Here is a 21,311-nt window from a genome sequence, read left to right as displayed (position 1 = left end):
AAATTATTATAGTTCCAGAGATAATATCTTCTTTTTCATTTTCTTTGTATTTTTCACCATAGGAATTATTGGGCTCTTCAAACTATTCAAAGCTCTTCATCATATTCTGAAAGAGAATTTCCGTTATCATCCTTATGTAGTATGGTTCTTTACTTTACTGTTTTTTCTTATCCAGCTTTATTATGCCAAAGGATTTGTATAAATAAATTCTCAGAATTATAATATGATTTACAAGCTTTAGATTATAACAGTACAGCAATTTATTATTCAAAAAAATAAAAGATATAAAACGAAGACTTTCCTTTTTAAGTAAAACTTATGAAAGCTGGTGAAAATATCCGGAGCTAGTGAAGAAAAAAATTCAAAAATTCACTTTCTTTTGCTATAATTCTCCATAAAAAGATATAATTTTATTTTCTAAAGTATCTTTACTTCTACTACAAGCATCCTTCAACAAATAACAAAACAACCTGTATTACAATACATTACACAAGTATAGAATGTAAGTAGACCTTAATTTCTTTCAGGAAAAAACAGTTTTTCATTAACATTGTACTCAATAAAACACAGGAGATTTTCAAATTCAATTTCAAAAAAATTTGAATCCATTTTCTAAAATTTCAAATCATGAAAAAATTATTTCATCAGTCATCTGATTACATTGTCTATTCCCGGAAATAAAAAGTCACAAGTTGGAATTAATACCTCCACACCCAAAATGACAGGGAAACATATGAATACATAATATGCGGCAGGAAAACCATAAAAAACACAAACCATTATACATGAATCTGAAGGAAATACATATTGGCAAACTCATACAAACAAGAGTTGATGAGAAAGAAATGGAAGCAGTCCGTTTATGCAGCTATTTTAAGTGTACTGAAGACGAGCTTAAAAAAATATATCAATCTGAAGATATTTCGGCAGCATTGCTATTAAAATGGAGTAAGCTACTGGAATATGACTTTTTCAGGCTTTATTCTCAGCATCTTATTTTTTATTCTCCTCCTGCCATTAAAAATTTCCAGAAAGATTCTGACCAAAAAACCTCCCTGCCGCAATTTAGAAAGAATATCTACACTTCTGAAATGATTGGTTTTATCCTGGAAATGATCAGTTCCGGTACAAAAACTAAAAAACAGGTCATTACAGAATACAGGATTCCCAAAACCACCCTATACAAATGGATTGAAAAATATTCATCTTCATAAAACCAATATAACTCTCTTAATATGGAAAAGAATCATGAACCCAACTATAAGCGTATTTTCACGGATATTCTTATGAGAAAACATCCTGACAAGCTAAAAGTATGCAGTCCGATTCTCAGAAAAAAAGCACTTACCGCCTTGGATATTCTGGAATTGAACAGACTCATCTTTGATTTCGAAAATACCGACATTAATCAGAAGCACAGATCATTTAATGAAACAACCATTTTACAGATTCTGGATCATCAGAAAAAATACAATCTGAATAACAGCCAGCTGGCAAGCCATTTCAGGCTTAGCAGAAATACAGTGACCAAATGAAAAAGATTATTCTCTTCAAAATAAATTTATAGATGGGTACCAGCCATCAAATTAGATAAATGCGAATTTAAGAAGGATTACAAATCTGTTTACACCATTGAAGGATATTTGTAGTATTTATATTTTTCACCAATCAAAGATTTTTAAAGATTTTTATACCATAAAACACTCATACACATTCTCTTTCCAGAAATATCATTTAATAACACCTCTATGAAAAAAATTATTTTACCTATTGCAAGCGTATTGCTTTTTAGTGGATTTCTTTCCGCTCAGGTAGGAATCAATACCCCTGCTCCTAAGACTACCCTGGATGTAGGAGCCAAAAGAGATGCCTCAGGCAATATTACAGACAATACTCAGTTACTTGGAATCCAGGCTCCAAGATTAACAAGGGGCGAACTTACAGCTAATACAGCTTCATATGGCACAGATCAGAAAGGTGCTTTGATTTATATTACGGATATCAGTACCGGGAATACAACAGGTTCACGAATCAATGTAGATACTACAGGCTACTATTATTTTGATGGAATTGTATGGCAAAAAATAAGTGGCGGTCCCGGAGCAGTCAACATTTATACTGCTGATGGTATCCTTAGAAGCAACCGCATTGTAACCATGGCAGATAAAACTCTTTCTTTTACCTCAGCTGCCACAGCAGGATCTAATCATTTCAGTATTGATGGTGCCACCTTCAGTGTAGATACTTTTGCTAATCGTATTGGTATAGGAACAACTTCTCCATCAGCAATATTAAATACTCTTAATGCAGTTGGGGGCAGCACAGGAGATGTTTTTGCAACAGGAATTAACAATTGTGGTGCAGATTGCAACCAGAATGCAGCAAGAAATATGGTAGTGTATAATACCAATGGAACCAGTAGTTCTGCAGGATCCATTGATTTTGTTTCTTCTACAACTTCTACTGGAACCTCTGCCTCAGTAATTAAAGGTATTGACAGAAATGTAGGAAGCAATTTCGGAGGTTTGGCTTTTCAGACACGAGGAGATGCTTCCGGATTGATCGATAGACTGGTTATAAAATCTACAGGAAACGTTGGAGTCGGAACAACCGACGCTCCTACTGAAAAACTGGACATAAATGGCAATACCCGCATAAGAGGATTGGTGAACGGCAGTGATGCAGCCAACTTTCCCAGATCGGTTGTTGCCAAAGCAGATGGTACATTGGGATATTCTTCTCTCTCTATGTCTTCTTTCCAGCTCATTATACCTCCTCATAATCAATATACTTCAGATTTTAACAACCATTCTAATACAGCTTACGATTCTGATGGTTGGTGGGTAATCTCAAAATCATCAGTTGCAGCTAATGTCACTTTTACGACGACTGGAAGTGGGTTTAGCGGGAGCAGCAGCCCGTATACAACCACAGCAACTAATATCACCCCTGCAAGAATGACCATCATATATGAATATCAGGGAACTCCTTTTGCAGATCCGGGGAAAATTTATCCGCAGCTTACTACAGGTAATAATCAAACCTATCCTGATGTATACAACCCTTCTTTTATTAAGCTGGAAACAATAGGTGGTAAAACAAGAATGACGGTATCCATCGTAAGATCTGATAATATGCTTAACAATTGGGCAGGATCTTTCCTGCTTAATACACTATTTGTTGTAAAAAACTAATCATCCATATATCAGTAAGAATCTCTGACAGCAGTGAAAATTCACTGCTGTTTTTCTGTCATTTTACATCAATAATAAAGTAAATCATATAATTTTTAACAAACATACCAGTCTGTTCATTTTTTAATTAAATTTGTTGAAATTTTTAACCAATGCCCAAACCTCGCGAAAGAATATTAAGTACTACTCTGCTACTGTTTCACAAACAAGGTTTTAACAGTACTGGTATTAATCAGATTATTGAAGAAGCCAAAGTTTCAAAGGCAAGCTTCTACCAGCATTTTAGGTCGAAAGATGATCTGTGTATTGAATTTCTTAACCAAAGATACGACTACTGGGCATCTGAACTGGAAAAGTTTATCTCCGGAACATCAACTCCTGAAGAAAAAATACTGAAGTCTTTTGATTTTCTTATTTATATGAATGAAAAAGAAGATTTCAGAGGCTGCAGCTTTTGGAATATCTTATCTGAAATACCTGCCGACAAGGAGGAAATTCATTCTGTTCTTCGCTATCATAAGAATAAACTGAGAGTATTCATCAGCCATGAAGTTAAGGATGAGATGATAGCAGCTCATATTTACCTCCTTTTTGAGAGCTCAATACTTACCAGCCAGCTCTACAGATCCAATGAGTTTATTGAAACTTCGAAAACTATTATTAAAAATATATTTCATTCCTCACACTAAGGAAAAATCATACATACTCAAGTAAAAAGTAATTAAGAAACTATGCAAAACTCTACTTTTGTGCAGAAGACTCATTCTGCAATGTTCAGGCTATGCCTTATCGGAAGCACCACCATCAGTTCTCTGATGTTTTCTCAAACCGGAGGCAAAATCGGAGTGAATACTCCCAATCCTAAAGCTACCCTGGACATTACTGCTAAAACAGATGGAAGTTCACAGACTGAAGGACTTATGATCCCCAGACTTACCGGAGACCAGATTCAGACAATGACAGCAAGTATTCAACCCGGTAACGAATCTCTGATGATTTATGCCACATCCAAGCCGGCTTCACCCACCGCAAAAGTTTCAAAAATTACCCAGCCGGGATATTATTTTTGGAACGGAACAGATTGGGAGAGTATGGGTGTAAATTCTAATATTTATACTGCAGATGGCTCTATCACTACACCTCTAGCTTCCAGAAATGTGGATCTTAACGGAAAAAACCTTGTCTTTTCCGGAACTGGCAGTGTAGGGATTGGAACCAATCCTTCTGCAACAGCTAAGCTGGATGTTGCTGGAACAGTGAGAGCCAGTGCCATAGATTATAATTCTGATGAAAGACTTAAGCAAAATATTACGGTTTTACAATCTTCCTCTGAAATCATAAGCAAACTAAGGCCTGTCTCCTATTTCTGGAATGAAACCGGTAAAAAGAAAGGTGGAAATTCCCAGCTTCAGTATGGTCTTGTTGCCCAGGAAGTGGAAAAAGTACTTCCCAACATCGTCAGTACAGATAATGATGGGTACAAATCTGTAAACTATAATGAACTGATTGCTCTTTTATTACAAACAGCCCAGGAACAAGATAAAAAAATTAAAGAACTACAAAAAGAATTACAAGAGCTGAAAAATCCAAATAAACTTTATTAGCAATCCCTCATTTGGGATACCCTATAATTAGCAAAGATTGAGACAAACTTCTCAATGCATACCAATTTTGTAATTCTAAGAACATGAAACATAAATTATATTTCATCTTATTACTCCTGGCCTGCCAGCTGTTATTTGCTCAGAATAATTATTACTGGGTAGGCGGTGCAGGTAACTGGAGTGATCTTAACCATTGGCGCATAGGCTCCGTTTCGGGACAAACAGCCACTATTATCCCCTCACGGTATGATAATGTTTATATTACTTCGGGAAGCGGATTTCCAACTAGCGGCGGAACATTAACCATTCCATCATCAGCTACCTGTAAGGATTTCATTATAGAAGATTCATTTGCCACAAAACTCAATTTTCCATCAGGAAGTGTTTTCAATGTATATGGAAACCTGAAATGGAAGTCCAATGCCTCTGCTCTGTATAACCTGACGATGAACCTGTTTTCAGATAGCTCCAGTCCTACTCCGAATCTTATCGATATCCCTGATAATATGATTGATGCTTCATATATCAGTAATAATTATCTGTCTTCTTTAAACCTAAAGGGAAACGGAACTTTTAAACTCGCAAAAAATTTCGCCAGCAATGGTTTCTTTCAGTTCAATATCAGTGAGAGTGCTTTTCTTGATACGGATAATAGGAACATCAGTGCAATGACTTTCACTTACAGCTCCACGGCTGCTTCTAACTTCAGATCCTCAACGGTAACGACTACCAGTACCATGGTTTTAAATTCGGCAGCCAATCTTACTCAGGCTACCATTTCCTGCCCTGTTCTTACTATACAGACCACTCAGGATATCAAAAAGTTACTTCTGACTTTTTCAGGATATTCTCAAATTTCAGGCGGAAATCTTCTTACTGTAGATGAAGTAACGGGAATAGGTACAGCAGGCGGAAGTTTTACAGGAACTCAGTTTAACTTTAATAAGGTCAATTTATATTCAGGAATCCTGAATGCCAATTTACTAAAGACCAATGATATGGTTTTGGGTGATGGGAATATTGAAATGCTGGGAACAAAATTTGAAATAAAAAATCTGACTCTGGGTAAAGGAAATAACATATTCAGATCATCACAATTTGACATCAATAACCTTACCTTAAATGGTGGGCAGTATAACTTCCGCCAGACTTCAGGTACTACCTCTTTTCAGGTTAATCAAACCCTTACAGCCAATACTTCATGTAACGGGATCATCCCGAAATTTGTAGCTGTAGATCCTGTATTACCGTTAAACCTTATTCTTCCGCCTTCTATCAATGGAAATGGTGTAGCTTCTTTTAACGGTTATCACTTAGCGAATGTAAAGCTTACCGGAGGAGCGTCTGTAACAGCCGGAATAAATGGAGGAAACAATACCGGGAATATTACTTATCCGGGAATAGCAGCAAAAACCTACTACTGGATTGGTGGCGGTGGTAACTGGAATGATCCTTCTCATTGGTCTTTCACATCAGGAGGATCTTCAGTCAACTGTATTCCTATTATGTATGATGATGTCATTTTTGATGTCAATTCAGGCTTTACTGCAGGAAATAACAGCATTAGTAATGGTAATTCAACGGCCTCTGTAAGAAATATGACCTGGAATAACGCTCCGGCCAGTCCTGTTTTGAATGTCTCAATGACTTTGTATGGTAATCTTTATCTTCAAAAGGATATGTCTTCTCTTGTAACGATGAACTTTCTTAAGTATAACGCAGAAGATCCAACAACCAATCGTTATCTGAATTTTGAGGGTCAGAAAATCCTGCAGGCAGCCATTTCGGGGAACGATAATTTTTATCTTCTGCCTTCCAGTTGGAGCGCTCCTTATGATGTGGAAGTAGGCAATATTTTCAATTTTGATAATAATGCTTTAACAAGTAATCTTTATGCTGATGGAAGAAAAATAAAGGCAGGTGAATTTTGGTTAGGGGGCAACGTTGTCAATATAGATCATGCGGTATTGAACCAGAATATCTTTAATGTTTTAACTAAACAAACCATCACTGCTCCTAACACGTCCGTATTGATACAAAATTACAACGGACGTTACTCCAGTTCAGGAAATTCCAATCATTTTTTTGGTAAGGTCTATAAAGAAGGAACTGGTATCGGAACCATACAGTACCTGAATACAGATCTTTTTCAGGTCAATAGCGGAGATATCAGATTTTATGGAAATACTAAAGCCAAAAATGTCATCATGAACGCGCCATCTAATATTACCATTTTTGATAATACGATAAAACTTACCATCACTGACAGCTGGATATTTAATCGGGCAGACTGTGATTTGGTATTGAATTTCACAGGCCAGGGCGGAAATAATCTGATTCTTGGAAACAACATTAACGGTAATGGATTTGTTCAGCTCAACAGGATGAATATTTCAGGAATTAATGCGGGCTATATTACTCCTATTGCCGGTGCTAAACCCATTAATGCCAGCAATTCTATAGACAGTGGAAATAATTCCGGAATCAATTTTACGGCTACCATTGCGAAAAATTTTTATTGGAAAGGGGGTAACGGAAACTGGAATGACCTCAACCACTGGTCTCTGGATCCTTCGAGTACAAGAACAACAGCTAATTGTGGACTTCCCACCATTAATGATAATGTTTTCTTTGACCAATATTCCGGATTTTCCACAACAGGGATTACCAGCATACAGCTTACCAATGATATTACGATCAATGATATTATTTTCAGCGGTTTGACTCCCGGATCAAGGTCTCATTTTACGGGAAACAGCAACTATTATAAAATAAATGTCAATGGAAATATGGTTCTGCATTCAGGATATTATGATGCAGGATACTTCAGCGGATTCACATTTGTTAACATTAATAAACCTACGGGTGCTTTAAAAAGTGTAACTCCCAATGGAGCTACAACTGCTTTAAGTTTTTCAGGAGATGCTCAATGGAAAATGAACAGAGGAACGTCACAGTATGATCTTAGCAACAGCTCAAGCATCATTCAAACTGATGTTGCAGGTAACAGTCTGGATATAAGCGGCACGGTAATGAATCTGATCAACTTTAATCTAAGCGGTTCAAAACTGGTAATGGACAATGCAGATCTTACAGTTAACAACAGCTTTGCAATCAATACCAGGCAACCCGTTGTAAATACAGCTAATAGTGTCATCAAATTATTCAAATCTATTGGTGGTTCTGATTTTGATATTGCATTCAGTAATCTAAACCATTATTTTGAAAAAATAGAATATACCAATACAACAACTAATACGGATTATATCATTTCTTTTAATTTTCCTGGCGGCGTTATTAATAATTTCATCATCCGTTCAGCAATGACTTCAAGAATTGATAAAGTAAACCCTTCTATTGTTCTTAAAACACCTATGTCTGTCAATAATCTGACTATTGAAAAAAATAATAATGTTGCTTTAGAAGGTAATCTACAGGTTAACCAATCATTGAAAATCCTGGGAGATTGTTTAGATCGTATTACTTTAGCTTCATCAGGTGCTCCATTGAGAACTTTAATACTTCCTAATTACAGCATCAATCCATCCAATTTTGTAATGGATAAAGTTCAGATAAAATCTATCTCTTCATCTGGTGGACAAACCTATACTGCTACATCAAGTACGGACCTTGGAGGAAACAGTGGAATTAATTTTCAGGATGCGATTCCTTCTACTCCAAGAAATCTTTATTGGATAGGTGGGCAAGGATTGTGGAGAGATCCTCAGCATTGGTCATTAGCTTCAGGTGGAACCCCTATAAGTGCATGTGATATTCCAACAGCCATTGATAATGTATTCTTTGACCAGAATTCTGGGTTCACGGCCACATTGAATAAAATACAAATCAGAGGTGCTTATCTTTCAAAAGCCAATAATGTTACTTTTAATAATGCAACCAACCAGCCTGTACTTGATTTCACTACAGATGGTGGCAATCCTTATTATCTGTCTGTTTATGGTAATCTGACATTGCAAAGTGATATAAAAACCATCATTCCTATGTCTGCTTTTGGGTTGACCCGAAATATTATTATGGCCCAGGGAACAACTACCGGAAAAACAAGGTATATTGATACAAAAGGAGCTTTTACACACCTGAATGTTAATGCTCAGGATTATTTTGAGCTGAAGAGTCCTTATCAGGGAGATATTAACTTCCTTAATGCGGCAGGATTCAAAACCAACAGCTATCCTATGACATTAGTGAATTTCAGCTGGAATCAATCAATTAACAACAATCCGGTTCTAGACCTTGGACAGTCTGTTCTTACAGGAACCAGAACCAACAGTGCCGGGACAGCTAACTATTATATGCCAAGTATCCCCTTCTATAACTTCTATAGTCCTTATTTTTACATCACTACAGGAAATAATCCATTGACTTTAAATGCTGCTGATGTGAAAGCTGATATGGGATATTTTACCACCAATACTCCGGCAGGTTTCAATTTTGGGGATTTAACGGTTTGGAAGGATGGAATTGTAAATACGGGATCAAGAGTCTGGAATTTCAACAAAGTGACCTTCCTTGGAAGTACCACTATCAATAGCGTAAGTACCTTGAGTTCTTCAGGAAAATACAAGACGTTATATTTTAATCCGGGGTCTTATCAGGTTGATAACAACCAGACTGTTACTGAAAATCTCTTTATGACCGGAACTCCGTGTAACAGAATTTCTGTACTGAGATCTACAGCAGGTCAGAATACAATTAATCTGGATCCCGCCGCTGCATATACAATGTTCTATGCATCCATCAGAGATATGAATTTCTCCCGTGCGGTAAGTGCTTTCGGAAACAGTCAGGATCTGGGAAATACCGCTAATCTTTCTATTATTCCTACGAATGTTCAGGCTGCAGGATTTGGCGGAAATAAAGTGCTGTGTGCTTCAGAATTTCCTAAGACTTATGATGCTTCCACCCTATTTGGTACAGATCCTAATGCTACTTATACATGGACTAAGCTTAATAATCCTAACTCAGGAGTGATAAGCACAGGACGTTTGGTAACGTTTACCCAGCCGGGAAATTACAGGGTGAATGTAACGTATAGCCAGGACGGATGTAATATTACAGAAGATTTTACCATCTCCTCTATTGCTCTACCTGCTGATAATACCATATCTTCATCTATGAGTGCATCAAAACAGGCTTCGGGAGATATACAGGTGAAGTTTAAAGGGTCCCTTGCCCAAACCTATATTTTCACCTATACCATTAATGACGGACCGGATCAGACAATTACTTCTGCACCGAATGGAGAAGCTATTATTCTTCATTCTAAAGGACAGACAGGAACGGTTGTATACCGTCTCAAAAGTATCCGTTTTGCTACTGGAGAAGCTTGCCCGGTTGTCATCAATAATAAGGAAATTGTAGTGAACATCAATCCGGATTGCCCTACTCCGGGAGTGATAATGCTGATGGATCAAGTTCTTAGAGGCTGTACTTCCGATATGGGAGCAAGACGTCTGTCTGAATTAAGCCCCGTAACAGTAACTAATCCTCCTTCAGAAGCGGGAGTAACACGACTTATCTCAGGGACAGGAATTGTAATTAAAGAAGGAAATGAGGTATTTATGATCAGAAATACCAATGCTTTACCGGAAACACTTACTCTTCCTGCTCATAAAACTCATATTCAGGGAGCTATTATTTATCATAACGATCATTTCTATGAAGGCGTCGAAAATGGAAAATGGATCAGGGTTGATAACGATTAAAACTTATTAGAAATTCATTCAAACCTAATAACCATGAGCCGCACTGAAATAATTTCAGTGCGGTTTTTTATGTATTGTGTCTGTTGCTATCTCTTCACTCCATCAAAAGATGTTTCCTCCCACAAATTTTGCTGATTATTTGTGGAAAAGAAAGTTTTTTAAAACCATTGCTTCATCAAAAATCTTTATGATTATTTTTTCAATAAACCGTTTACAAATGTTATCGTTTGCCCATCAAATTTGGGGATAATTTTGTTTCATAACAATATCTTATGAAACATATTATCCAACAGGTTTTCAGCAATATTTTAGAAAATCCTGTACTTGATTTATCATTGATTGAAAAATACTTCTCAAAAGACTACATCCAGCTTGTGGATCATCATCAACTCAATTATGAAGAATTCATTCTGCATATAAAAAAACTCAAAGAAAAAGTAGTTGAACAAAAAATTGACATCATTAATTATGCTGAAAATGGAAATATCATTTTTACGCATCATACAGCAAAGTCAGTATTGAAAGATGGCAGCGTTGTAAAACATAAAGTCTTGGCAGAATTCACCATCCATAAAGGTAAGATTATACGATGTAATGAACTGACTTTGTTGTTGGAAGGTAACACTACAGAAGAAAATCTAGGTTCTGAACTATAATAAAGTGCTGTATTCCCGCTCCAGTATTAACAAATCTTAAAACAATGTTAACTTTAACTTCAATCCTTTTCCCAAACATGCGTTTAATTTTGTTGTGATTTTTATCTAATGACAAGAAAGTGAAGAAAATTTTTACATCTGTTTTATTTTGTGCTTCTCTATTTTTCTATGCACAAACCGGAACCCTTTCCGGAAACATCAATGACGATTCCAAAATTGCCCTGCCGGGAGCCAAAATCTCCCTAAACCCGGGAAATATCTATACAACATCTGATGAACATGGAAATTTTGTATTTCTGAACGTTCCTCCCGGAAATTACACCATGAAGGTGGATTACCTTGGATATGGCAGCCATCAGTATGAAGTGATTGTAGCCTCTGAAAAAAATACCCAGCAAAACATTATTTTCAGTAAAAAGGAAACAAATATTGGTGAAATTGTTGTTTCCGGAGCTACGTTGAAGAATCAGGCAAGAGCTTTGAATAAGCAAAAGAACAACTCCAACATCACCAATGTGATCTCTGCTGACCAGATCGGACGTTTTCCGGATGCCAATATCGGGGATGCGCTTAAACGAGTTCCGGGGATTACCATACAGAATGATCAGGGTGAAGCCAGAAACCTTATCATCAGAGGGCTTGCTCCCAATCTGAACTCTGTAACCTTAAATGGTGACAGGATTCCTTCTGCTGAAGGAGATAACCGTAATGTTCAGATGGACCTTATTCCTTCTGATATGATTTCAACCATTGAAGTCAATAAAACCCTTACTCCTGATATGGATGCTGATGCTATTGGTGGCTCTGTCAACTTGATTACAAGAGCTTCTCCTAACGGGCGCAGAATTTCTGCAACCTTAGCAGGCGGTTACAATCCTATCCGGGAAAAAGGAAATTATACTGCAGGACTGGTCTATGGAGATCGTTTTTTAAATAAGAAACTGGGTGCTGTATTCAGCTTCTCTTACAACAATAATAATTTTGGATCAGACAATATAGAACCAGTATGGAGCCAGGCCAATGATAAGGCTCAAACGGTTTATGTAAGCAAAATGGGCGTTCGTCACTATAACGAACACCGTATCAGACACAGTTTTGATCTGAATATGGATTATGAATTCAATTCCAAGAACAAGATCTATGCTTCAGCGATGTACAACTTCAGAAACGATAAGGAAAACAGATTTGCTCTGGGATATAAAATAAAACCGGTTTACAATGCTGATGAATCTGAAATCATTGACTGGAAAGGCAGTATCACAAGGCAAAACAAAGGCGGAGATGCCACAAATGACAATACCCGTCTTGAAAAACAAAAAGTTCAGAATTATGCATTAAGAGGAGAACATTTGCTGGGTTCTAAGGTAGATCTCGACTGGTCCATGAATTATGCTATAGCAAGTGAAGACAAGCCTCACCAGCGTTATATTGAATTTGAGAACAGCAAGATGAACTTTTCTCCGGACCTAAGTAATCCAAGAAAACCAATGTTCAGCCTTCTTACCGCAGATAACCTGGGAAGCTATAAACTCAGCGATCTTTCCGATGCCAACAGCTTCACTCAGGAAAAAGAATTTGGTGCTAAAGTGAATGTACGTTTCCCTTTTTCTGTAATTGATGGTCAAAAAGGAAGACTTCGTACCGGGGCAAGGCTCCGTTTGAAAGAAAAGGAAAGGGAAAATGATTTTTATGCATTTACACCTACGAGCAGTATGGGAAGCCTTCTGTCTGTGCCTACTCTCTACCTTGACGGCCACAACTTTCAGCCGGGAAATTATGTTCCGGGAACATTTGTTGATCCTGCTTATTTAGGAGGATTGGATTTGTTTAATCCTGCTTTATTCAACGGAAAATCGAAGCCTTCAAAATTCCTTTCCAATAATTACAGCGCCAAAGAGCAGATCTATGCAGGATATATCCGTTGGGACCAGGATTTCAATGATAAACTCTCTATGATCGTAGGAGCACGTGTGGAAACTACCAAGATTGATTACACCGGAAATTACGTTATGAATGAAAAAGATCTGGTTGGAAAAATCAATAACACCAATACCTATACCAATGTCCTTCCGAATTTGTCTTTCAAGTATGTTCCGGTTCAGGATCTTGTGCTTCGTGCAGCATTTACAACGGCCCTTGCCCGCCCGAACTATTATTCATTGGTTCCTTATCTTAACGTTATTTCGGAAGACGAAATTGTATCAGCAGGAAATCCTAATCTAAAGGCAACCTATTCTTACAATTTCGATTTTATGGCAGAAAAGTACTTTAAATCTGTGGGAATTCTTTCCGGAGGGATCTTTTACAAAAACCTGAAAGACTTTATTTATACTTTTTCCAGAAGAAATTATACGGCCGATGATTTTGCCAACGATTTTGCGGGACAATCCAACCCAATTCCGGCAGGAGAAAGCAACTGGAAGTTTACCCAGCAGCGTAATGGAGACAATGTAAGTATCTATGGTTTTGAAGTGGCTTTACAGAGACAGTTGGATTTTATCCCAGGTGCATTCTGGAAAGGTTTGGGAGTTTATGTTAACTATACTTATACTCATTCAAAAGCTAAAGGAATTACCAATGAAGAAGGAATTGAAAGAACAGATGTAGGGTTTCCGGGAGCAGCTCCGCATATGTTCAACGGATCACTTTCGTGGGAGAATAAACGTTTCTCTGCAAGGGTTTCCATGAATTATGCCTCTCATTACATTGATGAGCTGGGCGGAAAATCTTTTGATGACCGGTATTATGATAAACAGTTCTTCCTGGATGCCAATGCTTCCTATAAAATTACAAGCCAGCTAAGAATTTTTGCCGAAGCCAATAATTTAACGAATCAACCGTTAAGATATTACCAGGGTATTCCAAGCAGAACGGCACAGGCAGAATATTACAGGCCTAGATTTACCATGGGAGTGAAATTCGATTTTTAAGAATATGAAGAAGATAACATTTTATTTAGCAGCACTTACCACTTTTCCTTTCGTAATGAGCTGCAAAGGACAGCATCAATCTGTAGAAAAATTAAAGCCAACCATTATTACGGAAACCGTAGTTCATGATACCGATGATCCTGCAATATGGATCAATCCTAAAGATGCTTCAAAAAGTATCATCATCGGAACAGATAAGGATACGGATGGCGGACTGTATGCCTTTGATCTGAACGGTAAAATCACTCATAAAGTTTTAGGGCTGAAACGTCCCAATAACGTGGATATTGAATATGGTTTTACTTTAAATGGAAAAAAGACAGACATTGCAGCAGTTACAGAACGTGAAACCAATAAGGTAAAGCTCTATTCACTTCCTGAGTTAAAAGAAGTTGGTGAGTTTTCTGTGTTTGATGGAGAAACAGAACGAGGTCCAATGGGAATTTCTATGTACAAAAACCCTGATACAGAAGATCTTTTTGTGATTGTCGGAAGAAAATCCGGACCCAAAGACGGGTATTTATGGCAATACAAGCTCTCTGAAAAGAATGGAAGTATCACTGGAGATGTGATCCGCAAGTTTGGGAAATACAGTGGGTTAAAAGAAATTGAAAGCATCGCAGTGGATGATGAACTGGGATATATTTATTATTCCGATGAGCAGTTTGGGGTTCACCAATATTATGCAGACCCGGCAAAAGGAAATGAAGAAATTCTCGTTTTCGGACAAGGTGATTTTACATCGGATGTAGAAGGAATTTCCATTTATCCTACGTCCAAAGGAAAAGGATATATTTTGGTTTCCGATCAGCAGAACGATTCCTTTAATGTTTATCTGAGAGAAAATCCTGCAAAAGGAAGAATTGCAGCGATCCCGGTTTCTACTCTTGAAAGTGACGGTTCTGAGGTAACCAACGTTAATTTAGGCCCTAAATTTCCTAAAGGAGTTTTTGTAGCCATGAGTAACGGAAGAGTATTTCATTTGTACGACTGGAGGCTTATTGAAGAGAGAATTCAAGCCGCTATGAAAGCAAAACAGTGATTTTTTCAACACCAATAGCACCATGATCATATATTGTATTGAATGAATATTTATGGTTAAATTCCTCTTTAGATAATAGCGCTAAACCATTAAGATTAATAAATATTTAGGAATAGTTAAGAGCAGTTTCACTTGAAGTGGTGATACAGAGTTAAAATCGAAAGATTTATCCCTAGCTTTTCTTATCTTCTTTAAAAATCTTAATGGTTTATTTTTATCTCAATCTGTATAATTTTCTCAACACGATGATAATACTTTCACAAATAACATCATTGAATTTATTCTCCGTAAAAAAAATACCCTGGGACAGGATGAGACAGACCGAAGAAAATTCATACTCTCTGCCACTGAAAAAGGAAAATTTGTAATTGAAAATTCTGAAACATTCCGAAAAAAAATCACCCGGCAAACTATGGCGATACTTAGTCCGGCTGAACTTGAACATTTTAACAGTCTGCTAGGCAAGGTTTTGAATGAAATCAAACTTTAATCCTCATATTCTTTACAATTAATCGTATTTTTGAAGGATAACACTAAGGTTACTTAAAAATTAATTTCTACTCTATGAGTGCACTCATTAAACTTTTCCCGGCCTATGAAGATGTATTTTATGATGACCTGGAAAACCACAAAAAATATTTTCTGCCTATTTGTTCTTTTAACCTTCAACTGCTTGATCCCTCCAAAAATGAATGGCTTCATATGGTTTCTGTAAAGGAAATTTATGAAGGCTGTGTGGGGGAAGAAAGTGAAGAGTATCATACTCCGTTTACGAAAGCGGATATGCTAGGTTTTGATATTATTGACGGAAAATATAAGTTTGATGCAGACTGGAATTATTTCCGGACTTCTACAGAAATCACGCCTGAACAATATGGAGAAGAGTTTTCTGATCTGGAGATAGAATATAATATGAATGAAGCCATGTACCAGTTGAAGAAAGCCTATTTCAAAAAGCATGGAAAGCTGTATGATAAATACTCCTGCAGACCTGGGCTTACTGTGAACGATATCCGCAGGCTGGAAAGACTTCGCCTGTTAACCGTTGAAGATCTTGAAAAAGATGAAGATTCGGAGTATATGGCTGAAAGAGCAGCAAAAAAATTATATGGCATCTTTGAGGAACTTAATACTGAGAAAAAGAGTCTTGAAGACAGTGATTTCGGAGGTGAAAATCTTATAAACAAACCCAATCTGAATGAAAAGCCATTAGATTATATATGCTGTATTGAAGGCTATGATTTCCAGCAGAATGCGGCAGATCAGATCTTTCTATTTTATGATGAATCCATCAAAAAGGCAGTCATCTGTTTTGAATACACCTAAAATTTCGTTTAAAAATGTCAAAAAAATATACTGAATGTTCCCTGCACGGAAAGCAGGAAATAGGTTTGCTGTGTACCCATCTTGCCCATAGCCTTTTGGATAGAAGACCTGTGGGCTTTCATGAATTTGATGAAGCAGATCTTGGCCGTCCGGATGCCTGGTGTGATATGTGTGAAGAATCCCAGAAACAGATTGAAACAGATCAGGATCAGGAGGATTGGTTCATCAGCTGTGACTATAAAATTCTCTGTGCTGCATGCTGGGATGAGGCAAAGGAACTGAATAGAAATTAGGTTTTGTATATCTGTTTATGACAGGTTTTTCTCAACGCAAAAGGCACAAAGGATTTTTAAAATAAGAAATATAAAAAAGCTTTTGGAAATCTGTGTGAGAATTTATCAACAAAAATGACCTACTCTTCTATTTATAGGTTCCAAACAGTCTGTCCCAAATAGAGGTATAAAACCCAAAATTTTTAGTTTCATCCAAATGATGCCGGTTATGGAACCTGGTAGTGCCCACTAAATACCGGTCAAAACTGGCAGGAAAGAATTCCCGGTTCAAATGTCCTATGGTTCCCCAAACAAGGTTAATAAGCAGGTAAATAGAAATGGAAATCACGGAAAAATCATACCCCATCAGCAAGACCAGCATCATCAACCCAAAACCTATGGTCTCAAAGGGATGAAGAACAAAAAGGCTCAGATAATTGGTACTTACGTGTTCATGATGCTTTCCATGTATCAATTTATAGACAAAAGGTAAATGGGCGGCATAGTGAAAAAAATACATGAAGAGGTCCATGAAAAGAAGTAATGCTATAACCTGCAGAGCAATCGTAATCCCTGATTGGGTATTCCCAAGCTCAATCCAGCCGTTCTTCCATAAAAAAACACCTATGAGCATGACAAGGCTATTACAAAGAACAGTAAAAAGGCTTAAAAAAAAATCTGATGCTGAAACTGGATGATTCTTTTCCTGCAATGGGCTTTTACGACAGGTTTTATCAATAAAAAGATACACCCCGATTGAAAATAAATACAAAAAAACATTGCTCATCAGGCTGAACGCAACCCATTGTGGCCAGGAAAACAGCCAAAACATATTTATATAATCAGAAAGTATCGTCCCATTACCATTCATAAAAGCATCTTCTTTCAACTTGATGTTATAAATGTATGAATTTTGGAATAAAATAAGGTAATAAAGCCTCTGTAAACATTACTGACTGATTTTATACACACATCGCTGCCCACCTGAAATAATATGGTCTACCCTTTCCACTTGATAATCATCTCCAATCAATGACTGGAAATTGGAGAGTTCAGCTTTGCAGAATCCCTGACATTCTGTTGCTGCAGCACAAATCGGGCAATGGTTTTCAATAAGGAAATAGTCTTGGCCCTCCTTTTTCCATTCTGCCATATAACCTTCTTTACTTCTGGCTTCGGCAAGAGCTCCCAGGCGTTGTTCTAAAGTTTTGGCTTTGGAAAGAGCCTTTTCGTAGCGTTTATAAGTATGCTTTTCACGATCAGTAATCAATAGATCAAGTGCATTTTCTCCTAAAAGGTTTTTTACAGATTGTAAAAGCTGAACCGTTACTTCTGCATGAGTATCAGGAAATTGAGCCAGACCTTTATCTGTAAGGGTATAATAGGTAGAAGGACGGCCCACTCCTTCGCTTTTTATTATTGGTTCAATCAGTCCGGCTTCTGCAAGATTCAGCAAATGCTTTCTCGCTCCCTCTTTTGTGATGGACAGCTCCTTAGCCATCAGAAGTGAAGTGGCTTCCCCCCTCATCTTTAAAAACATCAGAATGCGATCTGCTGCCGGCTTCTTCATTTGACAATATTTTAGTTGTTTTATTTTTCAACAACAAAGATAGTCATTTTCTATAATCTTTAAAAAACAAATAACAATAATCTAATTTACAGCAATTTAAAATAAAATTCACCACAATTAATAAAACAACAAAAAAGTTGTTTTATTGAAATATATTTATACCTTTGTCTCACATTAATCAAAAAATAAACGCAATGAAACTGTTTACACTACCTCAGCTGTCCTATGCCTACGATGCACTGGAACCATTTATAGATAAAAATACAATGACTATCCACCACCAGCGCCACCATCAGGCTTATGTAGACAACCTGAATACTGCCCTGGAGCAAACCAATGAAACTAACCCGGATCTGGACTCTTTACTACAAAGGATCAGTGAATACAGTCCTGCTGTAAGAAATAACGGCGGCGGGCACTTCAATCATTCTTTATTCTGGGAAATCCTTTCTCCACAACCTAAATTAACTCCCGAAGGAAAGCTGAATGAAGCGATCACAGCCACGTTTGGAAGCCTTGAAGATCTGAAGGCTGAGATGAAGAAATCCGGGTTAGGGCAATTCGGATCCGGATGGGTTTGGTTGTATGTAAAATTCAACGGTTCTCTTGCCGTAAGCGCTACGCCTAATCAAGACAACCCAATGATGGATGTTCTTCTGGTAAACAGAGGCTTTCCGATCCTTGGAATTGATGTTTGGGAACATGCCTATTATCTGGCTTACCAAAACAAAAGAGCAGATTATCTGGATTCTTTCTGGTCTGTATTAGACTGGTCAGCGGTAGAGAAAAAATATGAGGAAGCCCTTTCAAAAATAAGATAAGTTATAACATTTTATTATAAAAACATAAGCAATGGATACTCAGGTTTTCGTCAATAAAGCAGCTGCTTCAGGCATTATTGCTTTTGACTTTTCAGACTATAAGCCTACTACAGAAATTATAGAATTAGATATTAAGGATCATCTTTTTATGGGAATGATTGTGAAGGAAAAAGAATTTAAAGAATCAATTTCAGCAGTAGATTATTCTGTGTATCAAAACAAGGCTGTTGGAATTGTTTGTTCAACAGATGCTATTATTCCACCTTGGGCCTATATGTTTCTTATGGAAAAGCTTTCACCTTATGCTGTTTATGTGGATTTAAACAGTGCTGAAAAGATATTACTTGATCTTTGGAAACGCCGCCTGATTTATGCAGATCTAAAGCATTTTAAAGATCAGAAAGTAGTTGTCAGAGCGCATAGTTCCCATGATCCGTCATTATATGTATTAGCCACTGAACTTTTAAAACCCTTGGTAAAGAGCCTGATGTATGGAGAAATAGGACTTCCAAAAGTAATTTTCAAAAAATAAAACAAATGAAAGCTATCATATTCAACGGTTCTCTGGAAAGAAGAACAGAATCTACTTCCGAATTGATCTCTGCTTATATATCAGAACAGCTGGAAGCACTTGGAATCCGTACTGAAATTTTTACACTCACAGATTCCGGAATTCCTTTGTTTGATGTTACCCTAACCAAGCCCCCTTTGGCCGTGGAAAGAATGACTCAACTATTTCAGGATGCAGATCTTCACTTCTGGCTGGCTCCACTCTATCATGGAAGTATTCCGGGAGTAATGAAAAACTGTCTCGATTGGCTTGAAGTAACTGCGAATTCATATGAACCTTATCTTACAGACAAAACTATAGGGCTGGTTTGCTGGGCAGATGGCTTACAGGCAATGCAGGGAATTAATACGATGGATACTATTGCCAAATCATTAAGGGCATGGCCACTCCCTTTTAGTGTCCCCATTTTGAAAAGCTCTTTATTCTCCTCTGAGAACCCCAAACAAATCTCAGCATTCTATGCCGATAAACTGGATAAGCTTATCAGCATAGCTGCTACAAAGAAAATAGAAAACCGATAATAAATCAATGATATTGTCTAACAACATAAAAGATGAATCATAGAATTGCGACAGATTAACAGATTCAAAATACAAGTTTGCACAATTTATGATATAATAAATTATTGAAACTGTTTTAATTAAGTTTAGTAGGGATTTCTAAAACAGTATGATGTTGAAGGAATCCCTTTTTACAATATTCAAAATTAAATATTATGGCTATTAAAATAACAGATGCCTGCATCAACTGTGGTGCCTGTGAGCCTGAATGCCCTAATTCAGCCATTTATGAGGGAGCCATTGACTGGCGTTGGCAGGATAAGACAAAACTTTCGGGGCATATCACCTTCCCGGATGGAACGGAAGCAGACGCAGGTGCTTATAACCAGGCAGTTTCTGATGAGGTATATTATATTGTATCCGGAAAATGTACGGAATGCAAAGGGTTTCATGAAGAACCTCAATGTAAGGCCGTTTGCCCGGTAGATTGCTGTATTGATGATCCGGACCATCGTGAAACAGAAGAAGTATTGCTAGACCGGCAGAAGTTTATGCACGGAGTCTAGACTTTTCATGCCATAAATCCCAATAATCTATTATGTAACAACAACTTAGCATCATTGCACTTCAAAGTCATTTAAGATCGGGACCGTGTATTTTAATAAAAGACATTCAAGCCTTCATTATATTTAAATTTCTATTCAATCAATAAAGGCGGATTAAAACCCGCCTTTTTATAATATTATAATTCAATTGGCTTTAGCCGAAATATGCTTCCCCTTAATCTCATTATAGATCTTTTGGGTGAAAGGAGTTTCAATATGCACCTCTGCACCATATTTTAAAACTGCTCCTGCAAAAAGTTCCAGCTCATTATCTTTCTTCCCGGAATGAATATCCAGTTGTAAAGATGTTGGAGTTTCAAAAGGAAATGTAGATGCTTTCTCAAAAGTTTTCTCAATGATGTCTTCTGAAAGATAAATTCCTTTTTGATCTGCAATCTGCTTTATTTCCTTCATAATTTCTGTTGCTTCCTGCTTTTGTTCTTCATCGGTACAAACAGTTCCAATAGATGAATTATGCTTAGCTGTTACCAGCC

18 protein-coding genes and 1 pseudogene are annotated in these 21,311 nt (G+C 37.1%); 16 read left to right on the top strand and 3 right to left on the bottom strand.

Annotation, left to right across the window (positions count from 1 at the left end; translation table 11 throughout):
- The 12 genes and pseudogenes from BBH99_RS17085 to BBH99_RS17030 form a co-directional block, all read left to right on the top strand.
- Window positions 1-202: pseudogene (locus BBH99_RS17085) on the top strand (hypothetical protein); the annotation flags it as partial.
- Between the two features lie 583 nt (window positions 203-785).
- Window positions 786-1,214, top strand: a complete 429-nt coding sequence (locus tag BBH99_RS17080; protein WP_066698477.1) for a transposase — start codon at window positions 786-788, stop codon at window positions 1,212-1,214.
- Window positions 1,215-1,235: 21 nt separating this feature from the next.
- Window positions 1,236-1,535 (top strand): transposase, encoded by a 300-nt coding sequence (locus BBH99_RS17075; RefSeq protein WP_066698473.1) that lies wholly within the window; start codon window positions 1,236-1,238, stop codon window positions 1,533-1,535.
- Window positions 1,536-1,748: 213 nt separating this feature from the next.
- Window positions 1,749-3,194 (top strand): autotransporter outer membrane beta-barrel domain-containing protein, encoded by a 1,446-nt coding sequence (locus tag BBH99_RS17070; protein WP_066698465.1) that lies wholly within the window; start codon window positions 1,749-1,751, stop codon window positions 3,192-3,194.
- A gap of 152 nt (window positions 3,195-3,346) precedes the next feature.
- A complete protein-coding gene (locus BBH99_RS17065) occupies window positions 3,347-3,883 on the top strand; it encodes a TetR/AcrR family transcriptional regulator (protein WP_066698464.1) in 537 nt (178 codons plus the stop codon).
- A 42-nt stretch (window positions 3,884-3,925) separates the two neighbouring features.
- Window positions 3,926-4,798, top strand: coding sequence for a tail fiber domain-containing protein (locus tag BBH99_RS17060; RefSeq protein ID WP_083188865.1), 873 nt, complete (start codon window positions 3,926-3,928; stop codon window positions 4,796-4,798).
- 83 nt (window positions 4,799-4,881) lie between these two features.
- Window positions 4,882-10,524 carry a hypothetical protein gene (locus BBH99_RS17055; RefSeq protein ID WP_066698453.1) on the top strand — a complete coding sequence of 1,881 codons (5,643 nt, stop codon included), beginning with the start codon at window positions 4,882-4,884 and terminating at the stop codon, window positions 10,522-10,524.
- Window positions 10,525-10,796: 272 nt separating this feature from the next.
- Window positions 10,797-11,180, top strand: coding sequence for a hypothetical protein (locus BBH99_RS17050; RefSeq protein ID WP_066698451.1), 384 nt, complete (start codon window positions 10,797-10,799; stop codon window positions 11,178-11,180).
- A gap of 119 nt (window positions 11,181-11,299) precedes the next feature.
- Window positions 11,300-14,110 (top strand): TonB-dependent receptor, encoded by a 2,811-nt coding sequence (locus BBH99_RS17045; RefSeq protein WP_066698449.1) that lies wholly within the window; start codon window positions 11,300-11,302, stop codon window positions 14,108-14,110.
- A 55-nt stretch (window positions 14,111-14,165) separates the two neighbouring features.
- Window positions 14,166-15,152: a phytase gene (locus BBH99_RS17040; protein WP_066698481.1), complete on the top strand. Its 987-nt coding sequence runs from the start codon at window positions 14,166-14,168 to the stop codon at window positions 15,150-15,152.
- Window positions 15,153-15,716: 564 nt separating this feature from the next.
- Window positions 15,717-16,478, top strand: a complete 762-nt coding sequence (locus BBH99_RS17035) for a hypothetical protein (RefSeq protein ID WP_066698447.1) — start codon at window positions 15,717-15,719, stop codon at window positions 16,476-16,478.
- 14 nt (window positions 16,479-16,492) lie between these two features.
- Window positions 16,493-16,771 carry a hypothetical protein gene (locus BBH99_RS17030; protein WP_066698445.1) on the top strand — a complete coding sequence of 93 codons (279 nt, stop codon included), beginning with the start codon at window positions 16,493-16,495 and terminating at the stop codon, window positions 16,769-16,771.
- A gap of 127 nt (window positions 16,772-16,898) precedes the next feature.
- On the opposite strand, the gene BBH99_RS17025 is transcribed toward BBH99_RS17030, so the two are convergent.
- Entirely contained in the window at window positions 16,899-17,582 is a 684-nt protein-coding gene (locus tag BBH99_RS17025; protein ID WP_228390830.1) for a sterol desaturase family protein, read from the bottom strand.
- Between the two features lie 117 nt (window positions 17,583-17,699).
- On the bottom strand, window positions 17,700-18,320 hold the full coding sequence (locus BBH99_RS17020) for a helix-turn-helix transcriptional regulator (protein WP_066698440.1): 621 nt from the start codon (window positions 18,318-18,320) through the stop codon (window positions 17,700-17,702).
- Between the two features lie 194 nt (window positions 18,321-18,514).
- Here BBH99_RS17020 and BBH99_RS17015 point away from each other — a divergent pair, with 194 nt between their 5' ends.
- From BBH99_RS17015 to BBH99_RS17000, 4 genes are all read left to right on the top strand, one after another.
- A complete protein-coding gene (locus BBH99_RS17015) occupies window positions 18,515-19,141 on the top strand; it encodes a superoxide dismutase (RefSeq protein ID WP_066698438.1) in 627 nt (208 codons plus the stop codon).
- 31 nt (window positions 19,142-19,172) lie between these two features.
- The gene (locus BBH99_RS17010) at window positions 19,173-19,673 is read left to right on the top strand and encodes a DUF2480 family protein (protein ID WP_066698436.1); all 501 of its coding nucleotides are present in this window, start codon (window positions 19,173-19,175) and stop codon (window positions 19,671-19,673) included.
- Window positions 19,674-19,678: 5 nt separating this feature from the next.
- Window positions 19,679-20,233, top strand: a complete 555-nt coding sequence (locus BBH99_RS17005; protein ID WP_066698433.1) for an NADPH-dependent FMN reductase — start codon at window positions 19,679-19,681, stop codon at window positions 20,231-20,233.
- Window positions 20,234-20,427: 194 nt separating this feature from the next.
- Window positions 20,428-20,778 carry a 4Fe-4S dicluster domain-containing protein gene (locus BBH99_RS17000; RefSeq protein WP_066698428.1) on the top strand — a complete coding sequence of 117 codons (351 nt, stop codon included), beginning with the start codon at window positions 20,428-20,430 and terminating at the stop codon, window positions 20,776-20,778.
- 183 nt (window positions 20,779-20,961) lie between these two features.
- Here BBH99_RS17000 and BBH99_RS16995 read toward each other — a convergent pair.
- Window positions 20,962-21,311: ketopantoate reductase family protein (locus BBH99_RS16995; protein WP_317041504.1), on the bottom strand; the 350-nt coding region annotated here is incomplete at its 5' end.

It is taken from the genome of Chryseobacterium contaminans (assembly GCF_001684955.1).
Classification (GTDB): domain Bacteria; phylum Bacteroidota; class Bacteroidia; order Flavobacteriales; family Weeksellaceae; genus Chryseobacterium; species Chryseobacterium contaminans.
Note: the sequence above shows the minus strand (reverse complement) of the source record. Positions and strands in the feature narration are given on the sequence as shown.

What these genes read in the sequence shown, in the direction of transcription:
- BBH99_RS17035 (WP_066698447.1), top strand. Translation starts at nt 15,717, where the DNA reads ATGAGTGCACTCATTAAACTTTTCCCGGCCTATGAAGATGTATTTTAT.
- BBH99_RS17055 (WP_066698453.1), top strand. Translation starts at nt 4,882, where the DNA reads ATGAAACATAAATTATATTTCATCTTATTACTCCTGGCCTGCCAGCTG.
- BBH99_RS17015 (WP_066698438.1), top strand. Translation starts at nt 18,515, where the DNA reads ATGAAACTGTTTACACTACCTCAGCTGTCCTATGCCTACGATGCACTG.
- BBH99_RS17075 (WP_066698473.1), top strand. Translation starts at nt 1,236, where the DNA reads ATGGAAAAGAATCATGAACCCAACTATAAGCGTATTTTCACGGATATT.
- BBH99_RS17070 (WP_066698465.1), top strand. Translation starts at nt 1,749, where the DNA reads ATGAAAAAAATTATTTTACCTATTGCAAGCGTATTGCTTTTTAGTGGA.
- BBH99_RS17005 (WP_066698433.1), top strand. Translation starts at nt 19,679, where the DNA reads ATGAAAGCTATCATATTCAACGGTTCTCTGGAAAGAAGAACAGAATCT.
- BBH99_RS17060 (WP_083188865.1), top strand. Translation starts at nt 3,926, where the DNA reads ATGCAAAACTCTACTTTTGTGCAGAAGACTCATTCTGCAATGTTCAGG.
- BBH99_RS17065 (WP_066698464.1), top strand. Translation starts at nt 3,347, where the DNA reads ATGCCCAAACCTCGCGAAAGAATATTAAGTACTACTCTGCTACTGTTT.
- BBH99_RS17050 (WP_066698451.1), top strand. Translation starts at nt 10,797, where the DNA reads ATGAAACATATTATCCAACAGGTTTTCAGCAATATTTTAGAAAATCCT.
- BBH99_RS17030 (WP_066698445.1), top strand. Translation starts at nt 16,493, where the DNA reads ATGTCAAAAAAATATACTGAATGTTCCCTGCACGGAAAGCAGGAAATA.
- BBH99_RS17025 (WP_228390830.1), bottom strand. Translation starts at nt 17,582, where the DNA reads ATGTTTTGGCTGTTTTCCTGGCCACAATGGGTTGCGTTCAGCCTGATG.
- BBH99_RS17020 (WP_066698440.1), bottom strand. Translation starts at nt 18,320, where the DNA reads ATGAAGAAGCCGGCAGCAGATCGCATTCTGATGTTTTTAAAGATGAGG.
- BBH99_RS17010 (WP_066698436.1), top strand. Translation starts at nt 19,173, where the DNA reads ATGGATACTCAGGTTTTCGTCAATAAAGCAGCTGCTTCAGGCATTATT.
- BBH99_RS17000 (WP_066698428.1), top strand. Translation starts at nt 20,428, where the DNA reads ATGGCTATTAAAATAACAGATGCCTGCATCAACTGTGGTGCCTGTGAG.
- BBH99_RS17040 (WP_066698481.1), top strand. Translation starts at nt 14,166, where the DNA reads ATGAGCTGCAAAGGACAGCATCAATCTGTAGAAAAATTAAAGCCAACC.
- BBH99_RS17080 (WP_066698477.1), top strand. Translation starts at nt 786, where the DNA reads ATGAATCTGAAGGAAATACATATTGGCAAACTCATACAAACAAGAGTT.